General features: G+C 37.3%; 22 protein-coding genes. 12 read left to right on the top strand and 10 right to left on the bottom strand.

Annotated elements, in window-relative coordinates; genetic code table 11:
* Positions 1 to 75 precede the first annotated feature (75 nt).
* The gene (locus ACFS6I_RS18050) at positions 76 to 387 is read right to left on the bottom strand and encodes a hypothetical protein (RefSeq protein ID WP_380922705.1); all 312 of its coding nucleotides are present in this window, start codon (positions 385 to 387) and stop codon (positions 76 to 78) included.
* A 155-nt stretch (positions 388 to 542) separates the two neighbouring features.
* On the opposite strand from ACFS6I_RS18050, the gene ACFS6I_RS18045 reads away from it, so the two are divergent.
* The 8 genes from ACFS6I_RS18045 to ACFS6I_RS18010 all read left to right on the top strand — a co-directional run bounded on the left by ACFS6I_RS18045 (position 543) and on the right by ACFS6I_RS18010 (position 4,810).
* Positions 543 to 938, top strand: coding sequence for a LytTR family transcriptional regulator DNA-binding domain-containing protein (locus tag ACFS6I_RS18045; RefSeq protein ID WP_380922703.1), 396 nt, complete (start codon positions 543 to 545; stop codon positions 936 to 938).
* Between the two features lie 308 nt (positions 939 to 1,246).
* Positions 1,247 to 1,564, top strand: a complete 318-nt coding sequence (locus ACFS6I_RS18040; RefSeq protein ID WP_380922701.1) for a hypothetical protein — start codon at positions 1,247 to 1,249, stop codon at positions 1,562 to 1,564.
* 24 nt (positions 1,565 to 1,588) lie between these two features.
* A complete protein-coding gene (locus ACFS6I_RS18035) occupies positions 1,589 to 1,876 on the top strand; it encodes a hypothetical protein (protein WP_380922699.1) in 288 nt (95 codons plus the stop codon).
* A 278-nt stretch (positions 1,877 to 2,154) separates the two neighbouring features.
* Positions 2,155 to 2,724 (top strand): fibronectin type III domain-containing protein, encoded by a 570-nt coding sequence (locus ACFS6I_RS18030; RefSeq protein ID WP_380922698.1) that lies wholly within the window; start codon positions 2,155 to 2,157, stop codon positions 2,722 to 2,724.
* Entirely contained in the window at positions 2,725 to 3,186 is a 462-nt protein-coding gene (locus ACFS6I_RS18025; protein ID WP_380922696.1) for a DUF5675 family protein, read from the top strand. It abuts the gene before it with no gap.
* A gap of 102 nt (positions 3,187 to 3,288) precedes the next feature.
* On the top strand, positions 3,289 to 3,585 hold the full coding sequence (locus tag ACFS6I_RS18020) for a hypothetical protein (RefSeq protein ID WP_380922694.1): 297 nt from the start codon (positions 3,289 to 3,291) through the stop codon (positions 3,583 to 3,585).
* Positions 3,572 to 3,739, top strand: coding sequence for a hypothetical protein (locus ACFS6I_RS18015; RefSeq protein ID WP_380922692.1), 168 nt, complete (start codon positions 3,572 to 3,574; stop codon positions 3,737 to 3,739). The genes ACFS6I_RS18020 and ACFS6I_RS18015 overlap by 14 nt, the downstream gene beginning before the upstream one ends.
* Before the next feature lie 123 nt (positions 3,740 to 3,862).
* Positions 3,863 to 4,810: an Rpn family recombination-promoting nuclease/putative transposase gene (locus tag ACFS6I_RS18010; RefSeq protein ID WP_380922690.1), complete on the top strand. Its 948-nt coding sequence runs from the start codon at positions 3,863 to 3,865 to the stop codon at positions 4,808 to 4,810.
* A 269-nt stretch (positions 4,811 to 5,079) separates the two neighbouring features.
* Here ACFS6I_RS18010 and porM read toward each other — a convergent pair whose 3' ends face one another.
* Positions 5,080 to 6,612, bottom strand: coding sequence for a type IX secretion system motor protein PorM/GldM (gene porM, locus ACFS6I_RS18005; RefSeq protein WP_380922688.1), 1,533 nt, complete (start codon positions 6,610 to 6,612; stop codon positions 5,080 to 5,082).
* Between the two features lie 30 nt (positions 6,613 to 6,642).
* Complete coding sequence (porL, locus tag ACFS6I_RS18000) at positions 6,643 to 7,455, bottom strand: type IX secretion system motor protein PorL/GldL (RefSeq protein WP_380922686.1); 813 nt, start codon at positions 7,453 to 7,455, stop codon at positions 6,643 to 6,645.
* 470 nt (positions 7,456 to 7,925) lie between these two features.
* Between porL and ACFS6I_RS17995 the strand changes: the two genes are divergently transcribed.
* The gene (locus ACFS6I_RS17995; RefSeq protein WP_380922684.1) at positions 7,926 to 9,023 is read left to right on the top strand and encodes a sensor histidine kinase; all 1,098 of its coding nucleotides are present in this window, start codon (positions 7,926 to 7,928) and stop codon (positions 9,021 to 9,023) included.
* A 20-nt stretch (positions 9,024 to 9,043) separates the two neighbouring features.
* On the opposite strand, the gene ACFS6I_RS17990 is transcribed toward ACFS6I_RS17995, so the two are convergent.
* The 4 genes from ACFS6I_RS17990 to ACFS6I_RS17975 all read right to left on the bottom strand — a co-directional run bounded on the left by ACFS6I_RS17990 (position 9,044) and on the right by ACFS6I_RS17975 (position 11,445).
* Entirely contained in the window at positions 9,044 to 10,225 is a 1,182-nt protein-coding gene (locus ACFS6I_RS17990; RefSeq protein ID WP_380922683.1) for a hypothetical protein, read from the bottom strand.
* Positions 10,226 to 10,315: 90 nt separating this feature from the next.
* On the bottom strand, positions 10,316 to 10,687 hold the full coding sequence (locus tag ACFS6I_RS17985) for a hypothetical protein (RefSeq protein WP_380922681.1): 372 nt from the start codon (positions 10,685 to 10,687) through the stop codon (positions 10,316 to 10,318).
* A gap of 119 nt (positions 10,688 to 10,806) precedes the next feature.
* Positions 10,807 to 11,193, bottom strand: coding sequence for a response regulator (locus ACFS6I_RS17980; protein WP_380922679.1), 387 nt, complete (start codon positions 11,191 to 11,193; stop codon positions 10,807 to 10,809).
* Positions 11,194 to 11,250: 57 nt separating this feature from the next.
* A complete protein-coding gene (locus tag ACFS6I_RS17975) occupies positions 11,251 to 11,445 on the bottom strand; it encodes a hypothetical protein (RefSeq protein WP_380922677.1) in 195 nt (64 codons plus the stop codon).
* 328 nt (positions 11,446 to 11,773) lie between these two features.
* On the opposite strand from ACFS6I_RS17975, the gene ACFS6I_RS17970 reads away from it, so the two are divergent.
* Positions 11,774 to 13,012, top strand: a complete 1,239-nt coding sequence (locus ACFS6I_RS17970) for a phage integrase SAM-like domain-containing protein (protein WP_380922675.1) — start codon at positions 11,774 to 11,776, stop codon at positions 13,010 to 13,012.
* A gap of 502 nt (positions 13,013 to 13,514) precedes the next feature.
* A complete protein-coding gene (locus ACFS6I_RS17965; RefSeq protein ID WP_021190102.1) occupies positions 13,515 to 13,763 on the top strand; it encodes a hypothetical protein in 249 nt (82 codons plus the stop codon).
* A gap of 361 nt (positions 13,764 to 14,124) precedes the next feature.
* Here the strand turns inward: ACFS6I_RS17965 and ACFS6I_RS17960 are convergent, their stop codons facing one another.
* Positions 14,125 to 15,342 carry an enolase C-terminal domain-like protein gene (locus ACFS6I_RS17960; RefSeq protein WP_380922673.1) on the bottom strand — a complete coding sequence of 406 codons (1,218 nt, stop codon included), beginning with the start codon at positions 15,340 to 15,342 and terminating at the stop codon, positions 14,125 to 14,127.
* A gap of 609 nt (positions 15,343 to 15,951) precedes the next feature.
* Between ACFS6I_RS17960 and ACFS6I_RS17955 the strand changes: the two genes are divergently transcribed.
* The gene (locus ACFS6I_RS17955; RefSeq protein WP_380922671.1) at positions 15,952 to 16,455 is read left to right on the top strand and encodes a DinB family protein; all 504 of its coding nucleotides are present in this window, start codon (positions 15,952 to 15,954) and stop codon (positions 16,453 to 16,455) included.
* Between the two features lie 248 nt (positions 16,456 to 16,703).
* Here ACFS6I_RS17955 and ACFS6I_RS17950 read toward each other — a convergent pair whose 3' ends face one another.
* Positions 16,704 to 17,936, bottom strand: coding sequence for a hypothetical protein (locus ACFS6I_RS17950; RefSeq protein WP_380922669.1), 1,233 nt, complete (start codon positions 17,934 to 17,936; stop codon positions 16,704 to 16,706).
* 11 nt (positions 17,937 to 17,947) lie between these two features.
* Entirely contained in the window at positions 17,948 to 19,189 is a 1,242-nt protein-coding gene (locus ACFS6I_RS17945) for a DUF4998 domain-containing protein (RefSeq protein WP_380922667.1), read from the bottom strand.
* Between the last annotated feature and the right edge of the window lie 29 nt (positions 19,190 to 19,218).

Raw genomic sequence — 19,218 nt, 5'->3', positions numbered from 1 at the left:
TTAAGTGGTTAGAGAGTTAGAAGGTTAAGTGGTTAGAGTTAGAAGGTTAAGTGATTAGAATGTTAGATTACTGCGTTACTTCGTACCTCCTTTCGTTGTATTGACTGTCTCTTTCGCGATGGGCACCTGCCGCTTTGGCTTGGAGCGTTCAAGAGGTTTTATTTTTGGCTTGGCGATATTCAATAATGGATAGTTCCGGGTGTAGTGCTTGAAACGAAATAAACATGGTGTAAAATATAGTAAGACTGAGATTGGGAGGGGACTGATAAATGGCAACAGAATCCTAATCAGCATCAACGGTTTGGATACGATATTGATGCCGATATACCCTTCAGATATAACAATAAAAGTAATGTGGCTGTCGAATTGAGGACAATTGTATCTCATCTTAATTAAGAAATTTTGACATGCAAGATCAGTAATTTCGTGTAGGGAGCAAACAGTACTTGTGTATCGCTCATTCCATAATAAATATTCTATTTATTATAATATTTATTATATTTGGTTTAATAATTAATTTTTCAGTTATATAAAATTATTTTATGAATAAATCCTTATTAGGGTACCTTATGATGGATGAGATCCCTGTTTCACAACCTCAGGCTAGAGGTAAGAAAAGACGGAGTCTAAGACAGGTCAAGATTGATGATATCAGGTACTTTAAGAAATCAGGGAATTACATTTATGCATATGGGCCCAATATAAATGGTCAGCTTGTAGAACTGGCAAGAACCGCACTTACTGTTGAGGCATTCAAGAAAAAATATTCGTTTCTAGAAAATCTGATTCGCATCAATCAGTCCGTCATTTTAAATATGAACCATGTGGAGGCTTATCAAGGAGAATATCTGATAGTAGGTAAGGAGCTTTTTTCTGTCAGCAAACTAGGAAAAGAGGCTGTTGCTGCTTTCTTGGCTAAGCATGATCCTAATTACTAAATGAATGTGCTCATTGCCGACAATTGAGAGGCCCTATTCTAAGCGAAAGATAGTTGTTTATTGTTACTGTAGTAACATGAGCTACACTGAGCTCATAAGTATCATTATTGTGGCAGTTGCATAATTTGGTCATCCCGCGAGCATAAATTTCTGGATAATTATTATCTTAAAGGTAATTATAAACTTTACCATCCCGTTGGGATATTTCCATTGTTTTTAGGGGCTTGGCGGACCTTTGAACTTTTTTTTGCTTTCTAGGTTTAGGAAATTGCCCTACCTGTACGCTGATGGTCTTAACTCAATAGACCATGCATTTAAGTATCTTATTACATACACTTATTGATAAAATTGAAAAACTAACAGAAGCTTTACTACTGATCTGTAAACTGCTCTCTCTACTCACCGCTGCTTCACGAGGCAAAAAAGCCGAAACTAGGTCGCTGTCTGAACGCAAGCTTTGGACACACCTTGATGTGATGCGTTACCTGAATATAAGCCTCTCCACCTATAAAAGACGGGTGAAGGAAGGTCTGCTTAAACCGATGACGCTGACCGGTGATGACCGCTACTTTGAAGAGGATCTGACCGAGGCTATGGAACGAAGCCGCATAAAGGGTAAAGTTTAAAGCTGCCGTTTCGCGCTATGGCACATGGTCAATGACGGTGGCTTTACCTATTTCGCAACAGGGGGAAATGCTCCACTTACACAGCAAATCTGCATTTCTAACAGACAATTTCATTTAATGCCCCGCCAGTATCATGTTGATCTTGGTAATAATCAATTTATCCATGAGGTGCCGATGGCGCGGATGGAAAAAATGAAAATGACGGGTAGGGAAATCAGACGCTCTTGTAAAATAATACGATGGACGGGCGACATTACACTTTTTCTCTTGAGCGATGCCGCTGTTATAGTTGCCAGATATGCTGCGCCATAGTGCGAAACATGCCTTTTTTTGAAATGCTTATATCAAATAAGATCAAATGAAATCAATACGACTCAATCTAGCTCAAAACTTCATTTTCGGTCGGTATCAAGATATGTTTGTCTTATTAAATAAGCTCGCGAGGAATATTTAATGTATTAATTAACAGGTTTTTAAGCGAATAGACTAATGGGTTAGAATAGTTTATTCAAGTAATTAAATGAAACATTATGGCAACAAAAATGAAGGCCCTGATCGGGTTTGCAAAAATGAGAGACGATGAATTGGTGATGTCCTGCAGAACAATAATCGGTGCAATGACCGGAAATCCCAAATACCCAAATCCGACGCCTGATCTCCTAGATCTGGAGTCAATTTTGGAAGATTTTATCACCAAACTTGCGGTATCTAGAAAAAGAGGATCGCCCGAAGATACTGCGCTTAAAAATGAAAGCCGGGAACCTTTAATTGTTGCACTGCAACAGTTGGGTTATTATGTAAACGGCGTGGCGCAGGGGCATCTTTCAACCTTGCTGAGTTCCGGATTTCCAACGAACAGCGCATCGTTCGGTAATCAGGTACCGCTTAAAATCGATAATGTGAGGCTTTCGGATGGCCGCCAGTCGGGACAGGTAAAACTGGAATTTGCTCCGCAGAAAATAGCAACCATCTATGAATACCGCTACCGTATCCGTGATGATTTTGAGCAGTTGTGGGGCGATCGTTTTACAACGACATCATCGCGCGGCAATATCATTGCTCCTCTGGAAATCGGTAAATTTTACGAAGTGCAAGTACGTGCGGTCAACACGCAGGGTACTGGTGACTGGAGCGATGCGGCAAGTATACTGGTTCGATAGATGATAAAAGTAGTACGAGCGAGACAGGGGAAGCAAAGTACCCTGTCTTACATTTTTGTCGATGGAGAATTCATCTGTTATGCACTAGAAGATGCCATTCGCGATGTGAAAATCAAAGAGGAAACGGCAATTCCAACTGGTCAATACTCTCTGATTTTGAATGCCTATGGTGCCATGAATGCCCGGTATAAACGCCTGTTTCCAGAGTTTCACAAGGGCATGGTCGAAATCGAAGGAATTCCTAATTATAGCTATGTCTATATCCATATCGGAAATAATATTGGTGATACTTCTGGTTGCATCCTGGTCGGTAACAGTTATGAATTGATCGATGGTGACTATGAATTACGAAAATCGAAGAAAGCATATATCTCTTTATACAAAATGCTGATCGACAAAATGGCATATGATGCAGTTTGTGTGCAAGTTGATAACCAAATGCTAGACACAGTGACGGAGTAATCTAGTAATGATGTTAGAGAGTGAGAAGGTTAGTAAGTGAGAAAGGTTTAACTAACTAACTAACTAACTAACCTCTAGCTTTCTAACCTTTTAAAAAAAACAATGAAAAAAATTATAAAAAAAATAGGCGGTGCTATACAGATCATCTTGCTGGCGCCGGTGAAGTTACCTGTTAAAGTGTTGAATATCCTTAAATACATCGGACTTGGAATGGGTATTATTGAGTCTGTTATGGTAGAAGATGAAGAAGTAGGAGCGAAAAATAATGCGCAAGCACGCTCTTCAAATGGCCTTTTGGATGGTACAGAAGATGATGTTGCCGGTACTATAAAACCTCCAGGTCCCACCGTAAAATATGATCTGGAAACTGGAAAGGAGATCAGGAATGAAACTAAATGATATCCGAATTTCGGCACTTGGAGGTACGATCTGCTCCATATGGGCAAGTTTCTCCTTTGGTGATCTTTTTCAGACAGCACTCCTCGCTGCGGTTGGGACAGTGGTGAGTTTTGTGACGAGTAGACTATTAGGGAAGCTCAGGAAACGCGAGTAGGATGATAATAATAGAGCCGTACGGTTAGGTACGGCTCTGTTGTAAAAAATCTAAAATGCTAAATAAATTAGTATTTTAGATTTTTTATAATTATATTTGCCTTATAACCAATACTTAATAATTATGGCGAAGTCAAATCGACATCTTGGTAAATACGTTGACCCTAATACAGACTTTGGGTGGAAATTTTATTTTGGTCGAGAAGAAAATAAAATTTTATTGATTGAATTTCTTAACAGTTTATTTGAGGGGCAAAAAGTAATTTCTGATTTGAGTTATAAAGCGGTTGAACATGATGGAGATCATCAGGATATGCGTCGTGTTGTCTTTGATCTGCTTTGTAAGGGGAGTAATGGCGAGTACTTTATTGTAGAGATGCAACAACTATTTCAAGAATTCTTTAAAGATAGAGCAGTGTATTATACTTCTCGATTGATCAATAAACAGCTGGCACGAGGTAAAAAAGGCAACGATTATTTTCTTCCTGAAGTTTATTTCATCGGTATATTAGAATTTAGAATGGATGGAATTAAATCTGCTCTACCTGTTCATGAGACGGAAAGTCGCTACTTTTATGATGTCGCATTATGCGATAAGTATACGCATGAAGTTTTTTATGACAAGCTGGGATATAAAATGGTTTCCCTTCCGTCTTTTACAAAGAAGCCAAATGAACTGAATAGTGTCATGGATCAGTGGTTGTATCTACTTAAACACTTGAGCACCATGGATAAATTGCCGTATTTTTTGGATAAAAGGATATTTGGCCTTATCTTTGAAATAGGAGAGATAGGTAAATTAACAGAGGAGGATCTCATGTCATACGAAGCAAGTTTGAAACATAAGCGTGATGCTGAGAGTGTATTTAATTCAGCGTTGAAGGCAGGTAGAATATCTGGTCATGCTCAAGGAGTGATTGAAGGAAAGATTGAAGGAAAGATTGAAGGAAAGATTGAAGGTGAGCGAAAAAAAGCTATTGAGACGGCCATTAATTTGAAAAAAATGGACATTTCGATTGAAAAAATTTCTAAAGCCACGGGGCTTTCTATAGAAGAAGTTGAACAGCTTTAGCTATCTTCATATTTTATAAAATGAGCTTGCTAAAGCTTTGTTATAAATATATTCTAATGACGAATAAAAAGTAAATTCGTAAAAATCAATATTAATTAGACTTTGAATAAAATAGAAAAGGTTGCAACTGTAAAAAGTTACAGCCTTTTTTTGAAATAGTTCGTGTTCGGATAGTATCATTTGATACTATCAAGCGGTAAAAGATTATCATAAAAAAGCCTCCCCCGATTAAGGAGAAGGCATGTGTAAATAGGTAGGTATTAGTTTCTTTAGTTCGCTGTTAATGCTACTGCATTTAACTGTCTTGATGTTCCATCTGGACCTACAGCAACAATGTTATCAAAGATAACCCTTGTGCCCGGTGTGATACCGTTTAAGGCAGATGCCATGCTTGAACTCAATTGATTGCCAGAAGTTGATAATACAATTGCATCGGCACGTGGCTTAGCAATGATCATCGTAAATTTAGTCACCTTAAAGTTCGCATCAAAGTCAAAGTTGTCCAGTTTCGCAAAGATTGCATTCTGTGCTTTAAGGGCTACGGTAGCCATGCTGCCACCTGTTTTACCGGCAAATTTTGCAATTGGATCTGGAATACGTTTAACACGGAATTCGGTGGTACTCAAGGTCTGCATTTTGCCCGGTGCTACTTCAGCACTAATAGAAATGCGCGCAGTACCTGGAGAGGAAACGCGGGCATTATATTTACCACCCGATCCTGAAAGGCTACCGCCTGTCATGCTAACTTTCACCTTATCTGTTGGTGTTCCTGCAGCAGAAACGGATAATGGGTTATCAACACCAATGTAAAGCACATTCATCTTGTCCGGTGATACAACTGCCGAAGGGCGTGCCACCTGATAGGTCTGTGTCGCTGTACGGTATTCCTTCATCGAACCATCCGTTTGTTTCACCTGCACAACTCCGGTCCAAGAGAAGATACCTTCCTTGCTTGTCGATACATTGTACACTCCTTTTCCATCAACAATCTGTAATGGAGAACCATTGACACTGATGGCTGGTTGTGATTTAGAATCTGAAGCGGTTAAAAATACTTCTGCTTTATAGGGTTGTCCCTGTACTAAGTACGATGTTGGAGCAACAGCCACTGCGGCAAATTTATCCAGATTCACAACCGCCTGATCCATTTTGCCTAAGATTAATTTCACCATATCCGATTCTGCATTTTGAGCATCGGTCTGGATTTTGGTCAAAATAGTCATCGCGGCTGTTAGGGGAGTGCCACTTCCGAAATTGATTTCTTCCCAGCTTTTCTTGCCGTTGACAGATTTTTCAGGATCCTTTGCTTCCAATGAAAAGGAAACACTTTTTTGTTCTTCAGGAGTCAATAAAGCGAGGAGCTTCGCTCTTGTTTCATTGATCTTATCCTTTAAGACGGTTCCTTTTTTCTCATTGATCATCATGTTAACGGAGATGTCTTCGTTTTCTCTTTTAACAAGATCTCCTTTTTCAGGATCAATACCGCCACCTTGCTTGGTGAAATCTTCTTTTAGTGAGCTGATATAGGTGTTCAGTTCTCCGATGATCGCCTGTGCTTTTTTAGCTTTATCGTAGATCGGTTTTGCACGAGCAGGCTCTTCCTTTAATTTGGTGCTTTCAAATGCCGAAAACAATTGCTGTACGGCAGTGTTGACATTTGAGCGAGATGATTCGAGGCTATTGTTGATGTTTTTAAATGCATCCAAGATCGTATCGGGCACATTCAATGCAAGTAATGCAAGCAGTACCAGATAAAGAATGCTGATCATTCTCTGTCTTGGTGTCTCTCTTCCTAATGCCATTTTTATTGATTTAGATTATACATGGATGAATTAAACACGCGGTTGGTTCATGGCACTCAACATATTGCCATAGATCGCATTTAAAGCGTTTAGGTTTTTTGCCAGCTTACCAACTTCTTCTTTGAATGCTTTAGAATCATCCAATGACTCATTGAAGTTTTGCATCGTATAACTTAAATTTTCATAAAACTGGTTCATCGATTTTAAGTGCGTAGCAGAATCCTGTAGCTCACGCTCGTACATACCATTTAATTGTTGCAGGTTTGTGGTCAGCTTATTCACCTGTTCGTGGTAGCTGGCAGTATCTGCAGATGAATTGGACATCTGTACCAAGTTAGCAGAAGCCTGCTCAAAAGCAACACTCATGCTGTCGAATTTGGATGTTGCCAATTTCAGCTTTTGTGTGAAATCTTCTGTTGCCAAGGAAACATCTGAGATTTTATTGATCGCAGACATTTTCTCGCTGAAATCACGTAATCCTCTTCCTAAATTGCCAATACTTGTCTCGTCAATATGAGCATCTGCAAACATTTTGTCAAGTGCTACAGTAGCAGATGGTCCCGCAGGTGTATTCACGACAGTTGCACTTCTGGTAGGTAGTTCACCGGTATAGTTTTCATCCAATTCTGGATATACGCGGCTCCAATCTGGTTCTGGTGCAGGAGGGTTGAGACCCATTAGAAAAAATAAGAAGGCTTCAACTCCTAATCCGATTCCGATCATGTAATTGGCATAGGAACCGCCGATGTGGAGAATCTTGAACAGTACACCGATGATGACAATACTCGCTCCCCAAGAGATGGCGACATTTAACCATTTCGAATTGTCTTTTTTCTTACTCATAGTTTTTGTTGTTATAAATGTATTTAAATTGATTACGACTTCAGTTCGTGAACGCTCTTATGTAAAACGTATTATTCACCGTTTTTATATAAAAGATTTCACAAAAGAAATTGTTTGCTTCTCTAGCTACAAAACCTGCTATTTGCGATCTTATTCAGATAATACTAAATGCGATGGCAATATTATGAAAAGTTATATACAAAAATCAAACCTTTGATACAAAAATCAAACCACATCTCTTGTTGAGATGAAATTTAGGTAGAAAAGCGACTGATTTTTTGTTTTTTTAATATTATATTTATATAATTTTGTCCCATCGTTCTGTATTGGTGAATGTGATTCGGTTTTATGCTGCTTTGGGTACTTAAAAATACCAAGGCTGAGTGATGTCACTAAATCTTGCTCTTGCGATAAAAGTTTCTTTTGAATACGATATATGCATTTTTTGTTCACTTTTTTCGCCTCCATCAATGATCGCTTTTGATAGCTATATTTTGTCGGTGCTACACCATTCGCCCCAAGCAACCGCTATTTATAATAATGGTGAGTTGAATATTGCTTATGCTAATCAGGGTATGCTGGATATTTGGTGTGCTGATGAGTCCATCATTGGAAGAACCTTATGCGCCTGTTTCCCAAATTTTGTACAGGAAGGTTTTTGTTCTATACTTAAAAATGTTTGGAAGACAGGGATTACTTATAATGCTACCGAAGTTGCAGCCACAATTGTTGTTGGAGACAAAAAAATCAAACGTTATTTCGACTTTGAGTATAAAGCGATACTTGATGAGAAGGGAGAGACTTACGCGATATTGCACACGGCAAGTGATGTGACCGAAAGAAAATTGGCTAATAACCGAATGGAAAGACAGCGTGAGGAGCTTTCTTTAAGTTATAAATTGGACCGTTTGGCCAGTACCCTCTCACATGATCTTAAGAATCCACTCTCTGTTCTCAAGATGGGCAATGATTTTCTGCTTAAAAATGAAAATCTTTCAGTTCACGTGGCTAAAAGATGGTATAAAAACTTTTCTGAATCCATACAGAATATTGAATCCATCATCAACCAGACTTTACAGCTTAATAAAGTACGTGGGTCAAAAAATATGGCTGATTGTGTCGAAGTCGATAAAAAGATCGGAGAATGGATTAATGAAGTGAAGCTGAATTTTCCAGAACAACAGATCGAATTTCAGTTGGGACATCTTTATTCTTTAAATGCAGACAGTGGTGCGGTATATCAGATTTTTGTTAATCTGATTGGTAATGCTGTGAAATTTGCCAACAGTAAAGGGGCATATCTGCATATTGATAGTGAAGAGACAGATCAAGGTATTGTTTACATTTTTGAGGATAATGGAATTGGTATTCCTGAAGATGAATTGACCAAAGTATTACTCATGGAAGTTCGGGGTAGCAATTCGTCACATATAGTAGGATCAGGAATTGGATTATCATTGGTAAAAGATCTAATGGAATTTATGGGCGGCACGATCAACCTTTCCAGTGCTATAGGAAAAGGTACTGTGGTCCGGTTATTTTTTCCACAAAGTGTGGAGGATTGTTAGGAGGGGGTGAGAAGGTGATTTCAGTCGTTCCTGCTCATTGGCCAATATGAGGCAGGTTTAGTTGTGTCGCGATACTCCAATCTACCTGCATTCATTAGTTTTTGGAGCTGGAATTCAAGGGTACGTACTTTGATATTCGATATTGTTAAATAAAAAGACAATGGTTGACCAGGGTTATTCGCAATAAGTTCATACAATTTATCTATTGCTTCCATTTCTGCCTTTTCCTTTTCTTTATCGTTTTTTAGTCTGGTGTTCTTATAATTAGTAAACTTAACTACTCGTGACCGATCTTCAGGTTTAATATAACGAACGACTTCGTTTATTGCCTCACGTTTTTTAGAGGCTTTGGTATAGATGAATTTTTCTTTTTTTGAGATCTCTCCATTAGTTTTAATCGTATTTATTTTGATCCTATTCAATTCTGTGCCCACGAATTTATTCATCAAATTATTGATATTTAAGGGAGATTTAAAATACTGATAATTATTTTCAATTTCCTTTGTAATTTCTACGGCAGTACGATCTGTGAGAAAAAAATCTGTATAGTTGATCATATAGTCAAGGATACTGTAGAGCTGTCCTTTTTGTTCTCTAGATATGTTTTTTTTACGGATAAACTTCTGGACAGGTAAGTCTACTGGAATTATTTCGTGATCAGGTAGTGAATTGATCTTCTCTTTACTATTCATTCCATGATCGATAATTTCAAATCTCAATATGAGCTTCTTCTTTTTCTTGCCATATAGATAATCAAAAAGAATAGGTGTTTCTATTCCAACGGCAATAGCTAAAGCATATACTTCATAGGCCAGAAGATGGTCATAATTTTTATTAAATATTTCGCTTAATGGTGATTCTTCTATATGTGTTGATGCCGTAATATTTATATTGGTCTTCAAAAATAAATCAGATAGCTTTTTAATTTCATATTCCGGATATTTCAATCGGATAATAGGCATATCTTTAAAATAATGTTGACATATGAGCGCTAGATCTAATCCGAGTGTATGTATTATTGTGAAAAAGGCTTTTCCGGTTAATTGTATGTTTTCATTTTTAAGAATAGTATCAACCTCCTGCATCTTTCGGTTGATGATGGATTGATCATAAAATAGCGCATTTAAAAGCTTATTTATAAAGGTATAGAAATTGGCTACATTGGGTAATTTTTCTTGATCTTTTTCCATTTGAATCTTCATAATTATAGCTTTGGTGTTTTAAAATTTGCATTAAATGTTGAATTGAATGGAGACTTGCTTAGGATTGTGTCAGTTTCATTCAAAAAATAATCACAGCGAAGTAACCGAAATAATTAAAGGTCTTTCTGCCGCTCTATCATCAATAAGACCTATGTTAAACGTTCCTCCGCTTTTGGATATCGTGTTATTTGAGTAGGCATTTTGATCTCTTGCTGATGAACATTGACGAACTGTAATCATTGTGCGTGCATTATCTGATATTTTTGGAATGACTATATTGCTCATTTCTTGACCGTTACTGCTTCTCATCACCAATTGATATGGACCTGTAGAAGTTATTTGTAATGGAGTATAGTTATGTTCTTGTACACCAGGGTTTTGCTCCTTGTTTTCAGATAGAATAGCTATGGATAAAAAAGGTTTGAGGTCAATTTTTATCGTCGCAGAGACAGATTGAGCCATAATTTCTGATATGCCTAGTATATTCAAGAGGAAGAATATCCCTAAAAATAGCCGCAAGGTTTTATTCATTATTTATTCAGATTAGAAAATTATCTCTATAAAGGTTCTATTTCTATCACTTATTCATTGTTTATAGTTAAGCAGTGATGTATTTCCTGTAGCACCATATTAAAATTGGTCTTATTGAATATCAATTGTACTCCGCTTTTATGGAAGATTTCTATTTCAGAATCCTTAATTGAGCTCGTGTAGCCAAATAGCTTAATAGAAGGAAATTTTTCTCTAATTCTGTTAGCTGTTTCTATCCCATCCATCAAAGGCATATGTAGATCCATAATGCATACTTGAGGTAATTCGGTACAAGCCTCCAGTTGATCAACTAGCTCTTGGCCATTGCTGCAATTATATCGCAGATCGAAAATATTGTTCTGGGCGACAATGGCTCTTACAAGAGCGCGCTGCAAGATACTGTCGTCCGCAAATGCAATCTTAATTTTTTTAGCCATAATTTCTATCGATTTCGAAACGTCTATATTAGTCGGTCTTTTTTATTTGATTGAATGTTAGTGTTTTAAATTGTTTTTTGTGGTTTGCGTAACTGTTTTTGTTTTATTCGTCGATAACGAACTTTTTATTTCACCTTTATCCTCGTAGGATAATTTTTCTGGATAAAAACCGAAGCAACTTTCCATTTCTATTAATATCCATTCTATTTTTGGAGCTACATATAGTTCTTTCTGTAATCTTTTCTCATTCATCGTTGGTAAGCGTTAGTTTATTAACAATATCTAAAATGGAGCAAATTAATAGTCCAATTCAGACTGCTTTTTATGTGCAATTGTTTGGTTTACAGTTTAAAATATTTTTAACATATTGTGGAGTTATGTAATAGAGGAAGTTTTATTTCTAAAATTTGAATTTTTAGCATAGATGATAATTTATATCGATTTCCTAAGAAAATAATAAATACCATATTTTTTTTCTTAGGAAAAAGTTATTACATTTGAGTAGGGTGAATGTAGTCTGAATTGGACTTCTGCGAATATGGTATTATCTTTATTCACAGATAAATAACGAGACAGTTCAATGATTAATTTTGATTTTACCCTGCAGACTTCCAACCCAACAGCCACGATTTTTATTAGAATTTTTGATGAGTTTCAGAAAGAACATCTACTGAAGACTCCACTAAAAATATGTCCGTCCATGTGGGATGAGGAGAAGCAAAGACCTAAGAACATCTATTTAAAGAAATTTAAAAAATTGAATAATAAGCTGGACAATCTGAAAATTGCTCTAGCTGAATATTTAGAAACTATTAAAAATACGATGCTTCTTTCTCCAAATAGGTTGCAGCAGATTATAAAAAAATGTAGCTCAAGCTCAAAAATTGGCTATCCAAAAGATAGTTTGTTAGCGCATATGGAGTCCTATATCAATAGTCGATTGCATTTAATTTCTTCCTCTACATCAAAACGTTATATGGTTTTTCTTCATTTGCTTGAACGTTTTGAAGGTAATCGAAAGAGGCATCTTCTATTGCCCGAGGTTAATGCTTCTTTTGTAAAAGAATTTCTAGAATTTGGAGATTTTGAAGCATATAATAAAAGTACCATCCATCGCACCATCTATTTTGTTAGGACTATTCTTAATTTTCTAGAAAAGAGAGGTGTTCGTACGTATGTTTATGAATTGGAACTACCGAGGGAAAAGAAAACAAACTTATTTGTCACGCTGAGTGAGGATGAATTAATCAGAATCAAAAGAACTGAGGTTCCGGAAGATCTCAAGGCAGCAAAAGATTGGCTTATTATCAGTTGTTATACCGGCCAGCGTGTTTCTGATTTTATGAATTTCAACATGGAAAATATGGAAATTATACATGGAAAACCCTGTATGTCCTTTGTGCAGCAAAAAACACAAAAAGATATCCTATTGCCTTTACATCCCGTTGCATTGACAATTTTATCTCAAAATGCTAATATTTTTCCAGAAAAACTTTCTGCCCATAAATACAATCTCCAGATCAAAGAGGTCGCCAAATTGGTAGGGATAAACAATCTCGTTAAAGTGCGAAAAAGGAAGGGATTTAGGTCAGTTGAAATGCTTGTACACAAATGGGAGGCAATTGCCAGCCATATCGGACGTAGAAGCTTCGCTTCGAATTTTTACGGTAAGATCCCGACATCTTTATTAATGGAAGCAACCGGACATACCACTGAACAGATGTTTCATCGCTATATTTCTACAATTGACACCGAAAGAACCCGGTCTTTAGGGCAATATTTTGAGAAATCATATAAAGAGAAATTTTTAGTAGCATAAGTGTTTAGGTTAGAAAGTTAGATGGTTAGAAAGTGAGTTGGTTAGTTAGTTACTTAATAGTATTTAGATTGTAGTACTTAGTATTTAGATAAGGTTAGAAATTGAGGTGGTTAGACCTATTGTTACTCCGTTACTGGTCACTTGTTACTTAATAGTATTTAGATTGTAATACTTAGTATTTAGATAAGGTTAGAAAGTGAGGTGGTTAGACCTATTGTTACTCCGTTACTGGTCACTTGTTACTTAATAGTATTTAGATAAGGTTAGAAGGTGAGGTGGTTAGACTTTGTGTTACTCCGTTACTGATCACTTGTTACTTAATAATGTTTAGATAAGATTAGAGGTGACTCCTGTTACTTCTTTTGTTACATTGGTAATTTTATTTTTTTTAGGCTAAATAGATGCTTTTTTGGATAAAAACAGATGTTTTTTCTGATTTTTAAGTGTTTTTTGCCCGTTTTTAACATAGTGCTTAAAATTATTTTTTGTACATTAGTATAATATGGAATTAGCAAATATTACAAAAGAGAGACTTGTAGAAGCTCAAAAAAATGGATATACTGCAATTATTACGAAGTACAATTCAAATCCTTTAGATCCGATCTGGATCTTTGAAAAAGTAAAAAAAGATCAGTTTTTTCAATTTTCAGAAAACCTTCAGGATACCTATCAGTTATGCTACCAGATTTCGGAAGCAATTGATACCGTAGAGGAATACCCTTTTATCGGAAAGGTTACTTTACCAGATTAGGATGGAGAAGCAAAAAACGAAAAATATACTTATTTAATAAAAAAGCCGATTAGGAAAAATCTTGTCGGCTTTTTTATTTGTATATTCTAAGGGAATTAAAGCTAGTTCACATCTTATGTATTGTTATATTCTTTTAAAATGTCAACAAATCGTGATGTTTTCAATCTGTTCCTATATCATCCTATTCTGTTTTAGAAGTATAGGCATATATACAGATCTGTCCATATTGATCTTATGTGCGGCTTCGGCTGTACTATTATCTTACATTAAAGATAAAAGGATAATCCCCCACATTACGATGATGTGGGGGATCGTTAAAAGAAAAGATCATTTATCAATTTAAAAGTCATAACCAGTTTTCTTAGATCTTTTTCAGAAGAGGCATGCCAAAACCCGCTGTAGACGGTGGAACCAACTGACCATTTTGTATCTTATATCCGGATAGATCAACATCTTCCGATGTACTTGTTACTCCTTCTATAGTGATGGTATTGCCCAGTCCTCCTGTGAGATGTGCCGTATAGTATGTCTTAAGTAAAGATCCCCATGCGTGGGGCGATGCCTGCACACCCAATTTCTTCAATTCGGGCATCAGCTTTCTCCAGTTTGTAAAACCGAGACCTTCGATATCGGTTAGATGTACATCCAATAGTTTCTTTTCAAAAAGCTCTTGTAAAAGCTTTGGATCCGGATCGGCTTCGCCATCTGCCAATAAGGTAATTCTGCCTGTTTTTTTTATATAACTTCTCAATTTTTGATAATCAGCAACGGTTTCATGGAATGGTTCTTCTATCCAGAATAACTTTACTGAAGGAATTCCTTCGAGATACTGGATAAATTGGTCAACGGAGAAACCGTTGTTGCCATCCACTAAAATACCGCAATCTGGAAAAGCTTTTGCGACGGCATTGGTAACATCGATATCACGCTGTAGACCTTCTTTATAGGGCATCCATTTATGACCTCTACCGATTTTGAGTTTGAATTGTCGATATCCTACTTCGTAATCATACCGACATTCTTCCAGTATACGGTCGATACCTGCAGGCTTTTCCGAGGGCTCGAGATCGTCAAAGTAGATCATACCACTATAGTAATCGGTCAGATACGGTGTTTTTCTTCCTAGTAACTCATAAACCGGTTTCTGCAATATAATACCCGCGAGATCATGGAGAGCCATGTCAAAAGGGATATGTCTAGCTTCTAAAGTTCCGATATCAGCTACAAAAATCTCCGATACTTTTTTACCCAGTAGTTCTTTTGCGATCTGCTCTGCATCTCTTCTTGATCCGCGGAGTGAGGCCCATCCCATCGCACCTTTGTCTGTTGTGATACAGCAGATCTCGACATTAGGGCCATATCCATGAAGGTCAAGGCGTGCATTTTTTCCGACAAGCCGGGGATATTTCATATGAACAGTAGAATATTTGATTTCCTGGATACGATGATAGGACAATTCTTTATGCTGTGTTTTATTGTCCAAGAGAGAGGTCAGCGTCATGGCTTGTCCTGCTCCATTGTACAGCGTTGCAGAGGCAATGCCTAGGTTTAAGGCCTGTAAAAAAGTTCTTCTTTTCATATTTGGTTTATTTTGAGTTTAATACACTAACCAAGGATTTTTCTTCGCTTTTTAACTGATTCTTTCATCAACTCATAGCAAAATGTAATGGAGGAACGATAAAAGCAGTATCATACCTGGAGCAATGACCAGAACCATTTAAGTTTATCAGTTCTTTTTAATACCATAAACGACTCAATTAAAGTATCATCGTATTTTTTGAAAGTTACATCAAAATATAAAAATCATTATAGCACATTTGTTTCAATCGATTTCCAAATCGTATCATTATTAGCTAAAGTGAGTTGGTGAAGAGGTTAGAGGGTGAGTTGGTTAGATAGTTAGTTGGAGAAGAGGTTAGTGGTGAGTTGGTTAATCGATGATGTGATAAGAAAGTTAGTAGGTGATATTTTATAATTCTTTTTTTTGGTATCTATTTAATCAATAGTCTGTTATATTTAAAATTTTACTAAATTTAAGTTAGTAAATAACCAAACTTCCAGTAGATGTTGACCTGATTGAATTATTGAAGAACATCTTAATTTGCAAAGGTTTTGATTAATAAAGACGTAATGGTAAAACAGATTTATTGAAGGACCAGCATTATTATAAACTAAAAAAGAATTTAAAATGAGTTTAAAAACATTAATGACCAACAGTGTTGATTACAATATCTGGGTTACAGAACAATTGATAAATTGGTTGGGAAACTACCCTGTGGAATTGTTGCAAAAGGAATGTCCGTCGAGTTTTAACAGTATCGCAAAGACAGTAAAACATATCAGTGATACGCAGTTGTACTGGTCATCGATGATCCGTGAAACACAGACACCAAGTTTTGAGTACATGGCCACAACGGTAGATATTGAACGTGAAATGGAAAACTTAGTTAATGAAGCTAAACTCTTAGCCGCTTATGTAAAGGGAAATTATGAAGCGATGAACGATCCCCTATTAATAGAGTCAGAATGGTTTTCGTCAAACTTTCCAAAGTACGAATATCTCCAGCATCTCATCATCCATACGACCTACCATCGTGGACAGATTGTAACCATCGGACATCATGTAGGTGTTTCAAAAGCACCCATGATGGACTATAATTTCTGGAACGTGATGCGGCAACAAGCTGGATAGCATGTTGTTCATGATGTCACTTTGAGATGAATAAAAGGGAATTAGATATAGGCGATCAATATATTGGACATTGGAAAGGCACTCACGGTTTGATTCGAAGTTGACTGCCCCGACCTGATTTTTACTATGTGTCAAACACCTGTGTTGAAAAAATGAAAAAGTTCGATAATTTAAAGCCTCAATCCGCAGACTGAGGCTTTAAGATCTTAAACTTGATTTTATTGTTGACTTAACTCATTAAGCATTAATCATGGTGAATAACTTCCGCTATGGCTCGTCATCCCATCTTTACGCATCGCTTCAATAAGCAGACAATTGTAAACGTAATCCCAACTTGAACTGACTTCTGAATTTTGATTCAGACCATATGGCCACCAATGCTGGCTATCACCACTTATCACCGCATTTTGATCGGAATTGATCAATTTTAACATGTTGTTTCCATTAGCAAATTGATATTTTCCAGCACTTATTGCTTGCTGTGACCACCAGCTTGTTGTGCCTGTTCCAAATGTATGGTTCATTTCATGTAGCATCGTGCGGATATTTTGGTAAGAAGTATTTGTTCCAAATCTCATCCATCCTTCATTATTCGCATCAGCGGTAGCAACCCCGGGAACATAATTGAGGTATACATGCTTAGTTGCTGATGTATATTGATTCGCATACCAAACGGCACTGTCAATCGCTACTTGCAGGCGTGAGTAAGCGGCAAGCTCTTCCGCTGTAGGGCTACTTGCTTTGTTGAATGTATACGTGACGTTACCTTTCTTAATTGTTCGAAAGGCAATATTGGTTCCGTAGCTCACCCCGGTTTCATTGATAGCATATGCGCGAAGATGATAGTTGGTCTGTGGCGTTAAATTTGCTAATCCGATTCGAAATTTGCCAATACCGTTTGCTCCATGTGCCGATTTGTTTTGCGTGATCGTCGGATTTTCTTCTGTGCCCCAACAAACACCACGCTCCGTGACCGCTCCTCCGCCACTGCTCAAAATCTCTACGTCGTAATACGCTTGCGATGACCCGATAATAAACATCGGTGTCTGGGCGAAATTGACAGATTGTATATCTGCTGTTTTTAAAATAATCTGATCTCCGTACGCAACACCACCTTTGTTTTTGGCATATGGTCTGATGTAGTAGGTTGTAGACTGTACGAGGGAATTGAGCTGAACACTAAATTCTCCTGATCCTTTACTTACCGTAGCTTCGTGCGGATTGTTTTCAATCGTAGGATTAGGACTTGTGCTCCAGCAAACACCTCGATTGGTGACTAGTGCTCCGCCTTTACTGGTTACCATTCCCTTAACCATTGCTCCGGAGGTAGTGATATTGGAAAAGGTTAATTTTCCCAAGCCTGGAAGAGCAATTCCTTCCGAATTTTCGATTGGCTTCACGGGTAGCAGATCTGATGTTGATTTGGCGCATGCCTGCACGGTTAAACCGAGCATAAGCAGATAGAAATATCTTTTTTTCATATTTTCTTTTTTTATGGTAAAACTTCAAAAGTCATATTGCCAGTTATCTTGATATATGATCCATCACTCGCTGTTCCAGGCATGTTACCCAACAGTCCGATGGTGACGGCACTTGCTTCGGATAAATTAAATTCCAATACAGCATCGGTTCCTGAAATAACCTTATAAGCTAAACTTGCAGCTGCTAAATTAGCCTGGTCAGGTAATTGTGTTCCCTTAGCAGCAACTAAATGGACTGTTCCGGCAGCTCCTTTGTCCAGTTTCGTAATGGTAAACCGATATTTTCCAGGCTGAAGGTTGGTCGTTTGATACATTTTTCCATTGACAATCGGAGCTAGATTTGGCGATGGTGTAGCCCACTGCCACCATCCTGCTTCCAGCGATAAACAAGCTTGGTTGGAGCGGATCTCTATTCCACCATAGAACTTATTGTCGGTATGTTTAAAGTTTTTTGCGGCATCATTCAATTGCCAATCTGCTGGAGTACCCCATCTACTGCCTGCCATGGCAGAAGTCTGGAACGGGAAATTCATATTTTTCAAATAAATTTCTTTGGGCAATATCTGTGTGACATAGTTGGTATAAAATGTATCGACACTTAAGGTATCGGGTATAAATAGGGTACGATACCGGTACGGTTTTCCAGGAAGGTAGTTTTTTAATATACTTTCACCGATATGGATAGAATCACGCTGTATGACCAGCTTTCCTGCAGTATTGGTGTACTCGACTTCTGTAAATGTTGCTCCGCTGGTCAGATCAATGCCACCCCAAGCAATGGTTGTGTTCTGATCGCCGGCAAAATATCCGGTCGTGTAGTAAGGACGGTTGAGTAAGCCAGATGCATAACGTTCACCATAGGAAATACCTGTTTTAAAAACGCTGAGTGATTTGTTCCCTTGTCCATCAAAAGTGATAAATTCAAAATTATGTACCCCTTCTCTGATGGGTAAAGATAGCTTTAATGTATCCACTCCTGATGTTCTATTGATCGTAAGCTCGGCAGAGTCCTGTCGATTGTCCCAATAGACTTTCAATCGTTCGATTTTTGGATCAGCCATAAACAGACCGGTGATATATACCCTTTCTTTTCCAGAATAAACTTGTATTGAATCTATTTTTCCAGTGTAGCTTATTTCTCCGTCCTTTAGATATTTTTTATAATCATCACTTTTTGAGCAGCTGAAAAGATGAAGTAGCGCGACGCCAAGCAACATGCTCTTACCTATTATTTTAATGAGTTGTGTTTTCATAATTTTTGTCTTAAAAATAAATGGTGGTC

Source organism: Sphingobacterium anhuiense (genome assembly GCF_042686355.1).
GTDB lineage: Bacteria > Bacteroidota > Bacteroidia > Sphingobacteriales > Sphingobacteriaceae > Sphingobacterium > Sphingobacterium anhuiense.
The sequence above is the reverse complement of the archived record's forward strand: the minus strand, read 5'-3'. Positions and strand labels throughout refer to the sequence as shown.

Bases quoted from the DNA above. Each gene is read 5' to 3' on its own strand.
- porL (WP_380922686.1), bottom strand. From the start codon at position 7,455: ATGAGTAAGAAAAAAGACAATTCGAAATGGTTAAATGTCGCCATCTCT.
- porM (WP_380922688.1), bottom strand. From the start codon at position 6,612: ATGGCATTAGGAAGAGAGACACCAAGACAGAGAATGATCAGCATTCTT.
- ACFS6I_RS18015 (WP_380922692.1), top strand. From the start codon at position 3,572: ATGAAACTAAATGATATCCGAATTTCGGCACTTGGAGGTACGATCTGC.
- ACFS6I_RS17975 (WP_380922677.1), bottom strand. From the start codon at position 11,445: ATGAATGAGAAAAGATTACAGAAAGAACTATATGTAGCTCCAAAAATA.
- ACFS6I_RS17985 (WP_380922681.1), bottom strand. From the start codon at position 10,687: ATGGCTCAATCTGTCTCTGCGACGATAAAAATTGACCTCAAACCTTTT.
- ACFS6I_RS18045 (WP_380922703.1), top strand. From the start codon at position 543: ATGAATAAATCCTTATTAGGGTACCTTATGATGGATGAGATCCCTGTT.
- ACFS6I_RS17990 (WP_380922683.1), bottom strand. From the start codon at position 10,225: ATGAAGATTCAAATGGAAAAAGATCAAGAAAAATTACCCAATGTAGCC.
- ACFS6I_RS17950 (WP_380922669.1), bottom strand. From the start codon at position 17,936: ATGAAAAAAAGATATTTCTATCTGCTTATGCTCGGTTTAACCGTGCAG.
- ACFS6I_RS17995 (WP_380922684.1), top strand. From the start codon at position 7,926: ATGATCGCTTTTGATAGCTATATTTTGTCGGTGCTACACCATTCGCCC.
- ACFS6I_RS18035 (WP_380922699.1), top strand. From the start codon at position 1,589: ATGGTCAATGACGGTGGCTTTACCTATTTCGCAACAGGGGGAAATGCT.
- ACFS6I_RS18050 (WP_380922705.1), bottom strand. From the start codon at position 387: ATGAGATACAATTGTCCTCAATTCGACAGCCACATTACTTTTATTGTT.
- ACFS6I_RS17955 (WP_380922671.1), top strand. From the start codon at position 15,952: ATGAGTTTAAAAACATTAATGACCAACAGTGTTGATTACAATATCTGG.
- ACFS6I_RS18010 (WP_380922690.1), top strand. From the start codon at position 3,863: ATGGCGAAGTCAAATCGACATCTTGGTAAATACGTTGACCCTAATACA.
- ACFS6I_RS18030 (WP_380922698.1), top strand. From the start codon at position 2,155: ATGTCCTGCAGAACAATAATCGGTGCAATGACCGGAAATCCCAAATAC.
- ACFS6I_RS17965 (WP_021190102.1), top strand. From the start codon at position 13,515: ATGGAATTAGCAAATATTACAAAAGAGAGACTTGTAGAAGCTCAAAAA.
- ACFS6I_RS17980 (WP_380922679.1), bottom strand. From the start codon at position 11,193: ATGGCTAAAAAAATTAAGATTGCATTTGCGGACGACAGTATCTTGCAG.
- ACFS6I_RS17945 (WP_380922667.1), bottom strand. From the start codon at position 19,189: ATGAAAACACAACTCATTAAAATAATAGGTAAGAGCATGTTGCTTGGC.
- ACFS6I_RS18040 (WP_380922701.1), top strand. From the start codon at position 1,247: ATGCATTTAAGTATCTTATTACATACACTTATTGATAAAATTGAAAAA.
- ACFS6I_RS17960 (WP_380922673.1), bottom strand. From the start codon at position 15,342: ATGAAAAGAAGAACTTTTTTACAGGCCTTAAACCTAGGCATTGCCTCT.
- ACFS6I_RS18025 (WP_380922696.1), top strand. From the start codon at position 2,725: ATGATAAAAGTAGTACGAGCGAGACAGGGGAAGCAAAGTACCCTGTCT.
- ACFS6I_RS18020 (WP_380922694.1), top strand. From the start codon at position 3,289: ATGAAAAAAATTATAAAAAAAATAGGCGGTGCTATACAGATCATCTTG.
- ACFS6I_RS17970 (WP_380922675.1), top strand. From the start codon at position 11,774: ATGATTAATTTTGATTTTACCCTGCAGACTTCCAACCCAACAGCCACG.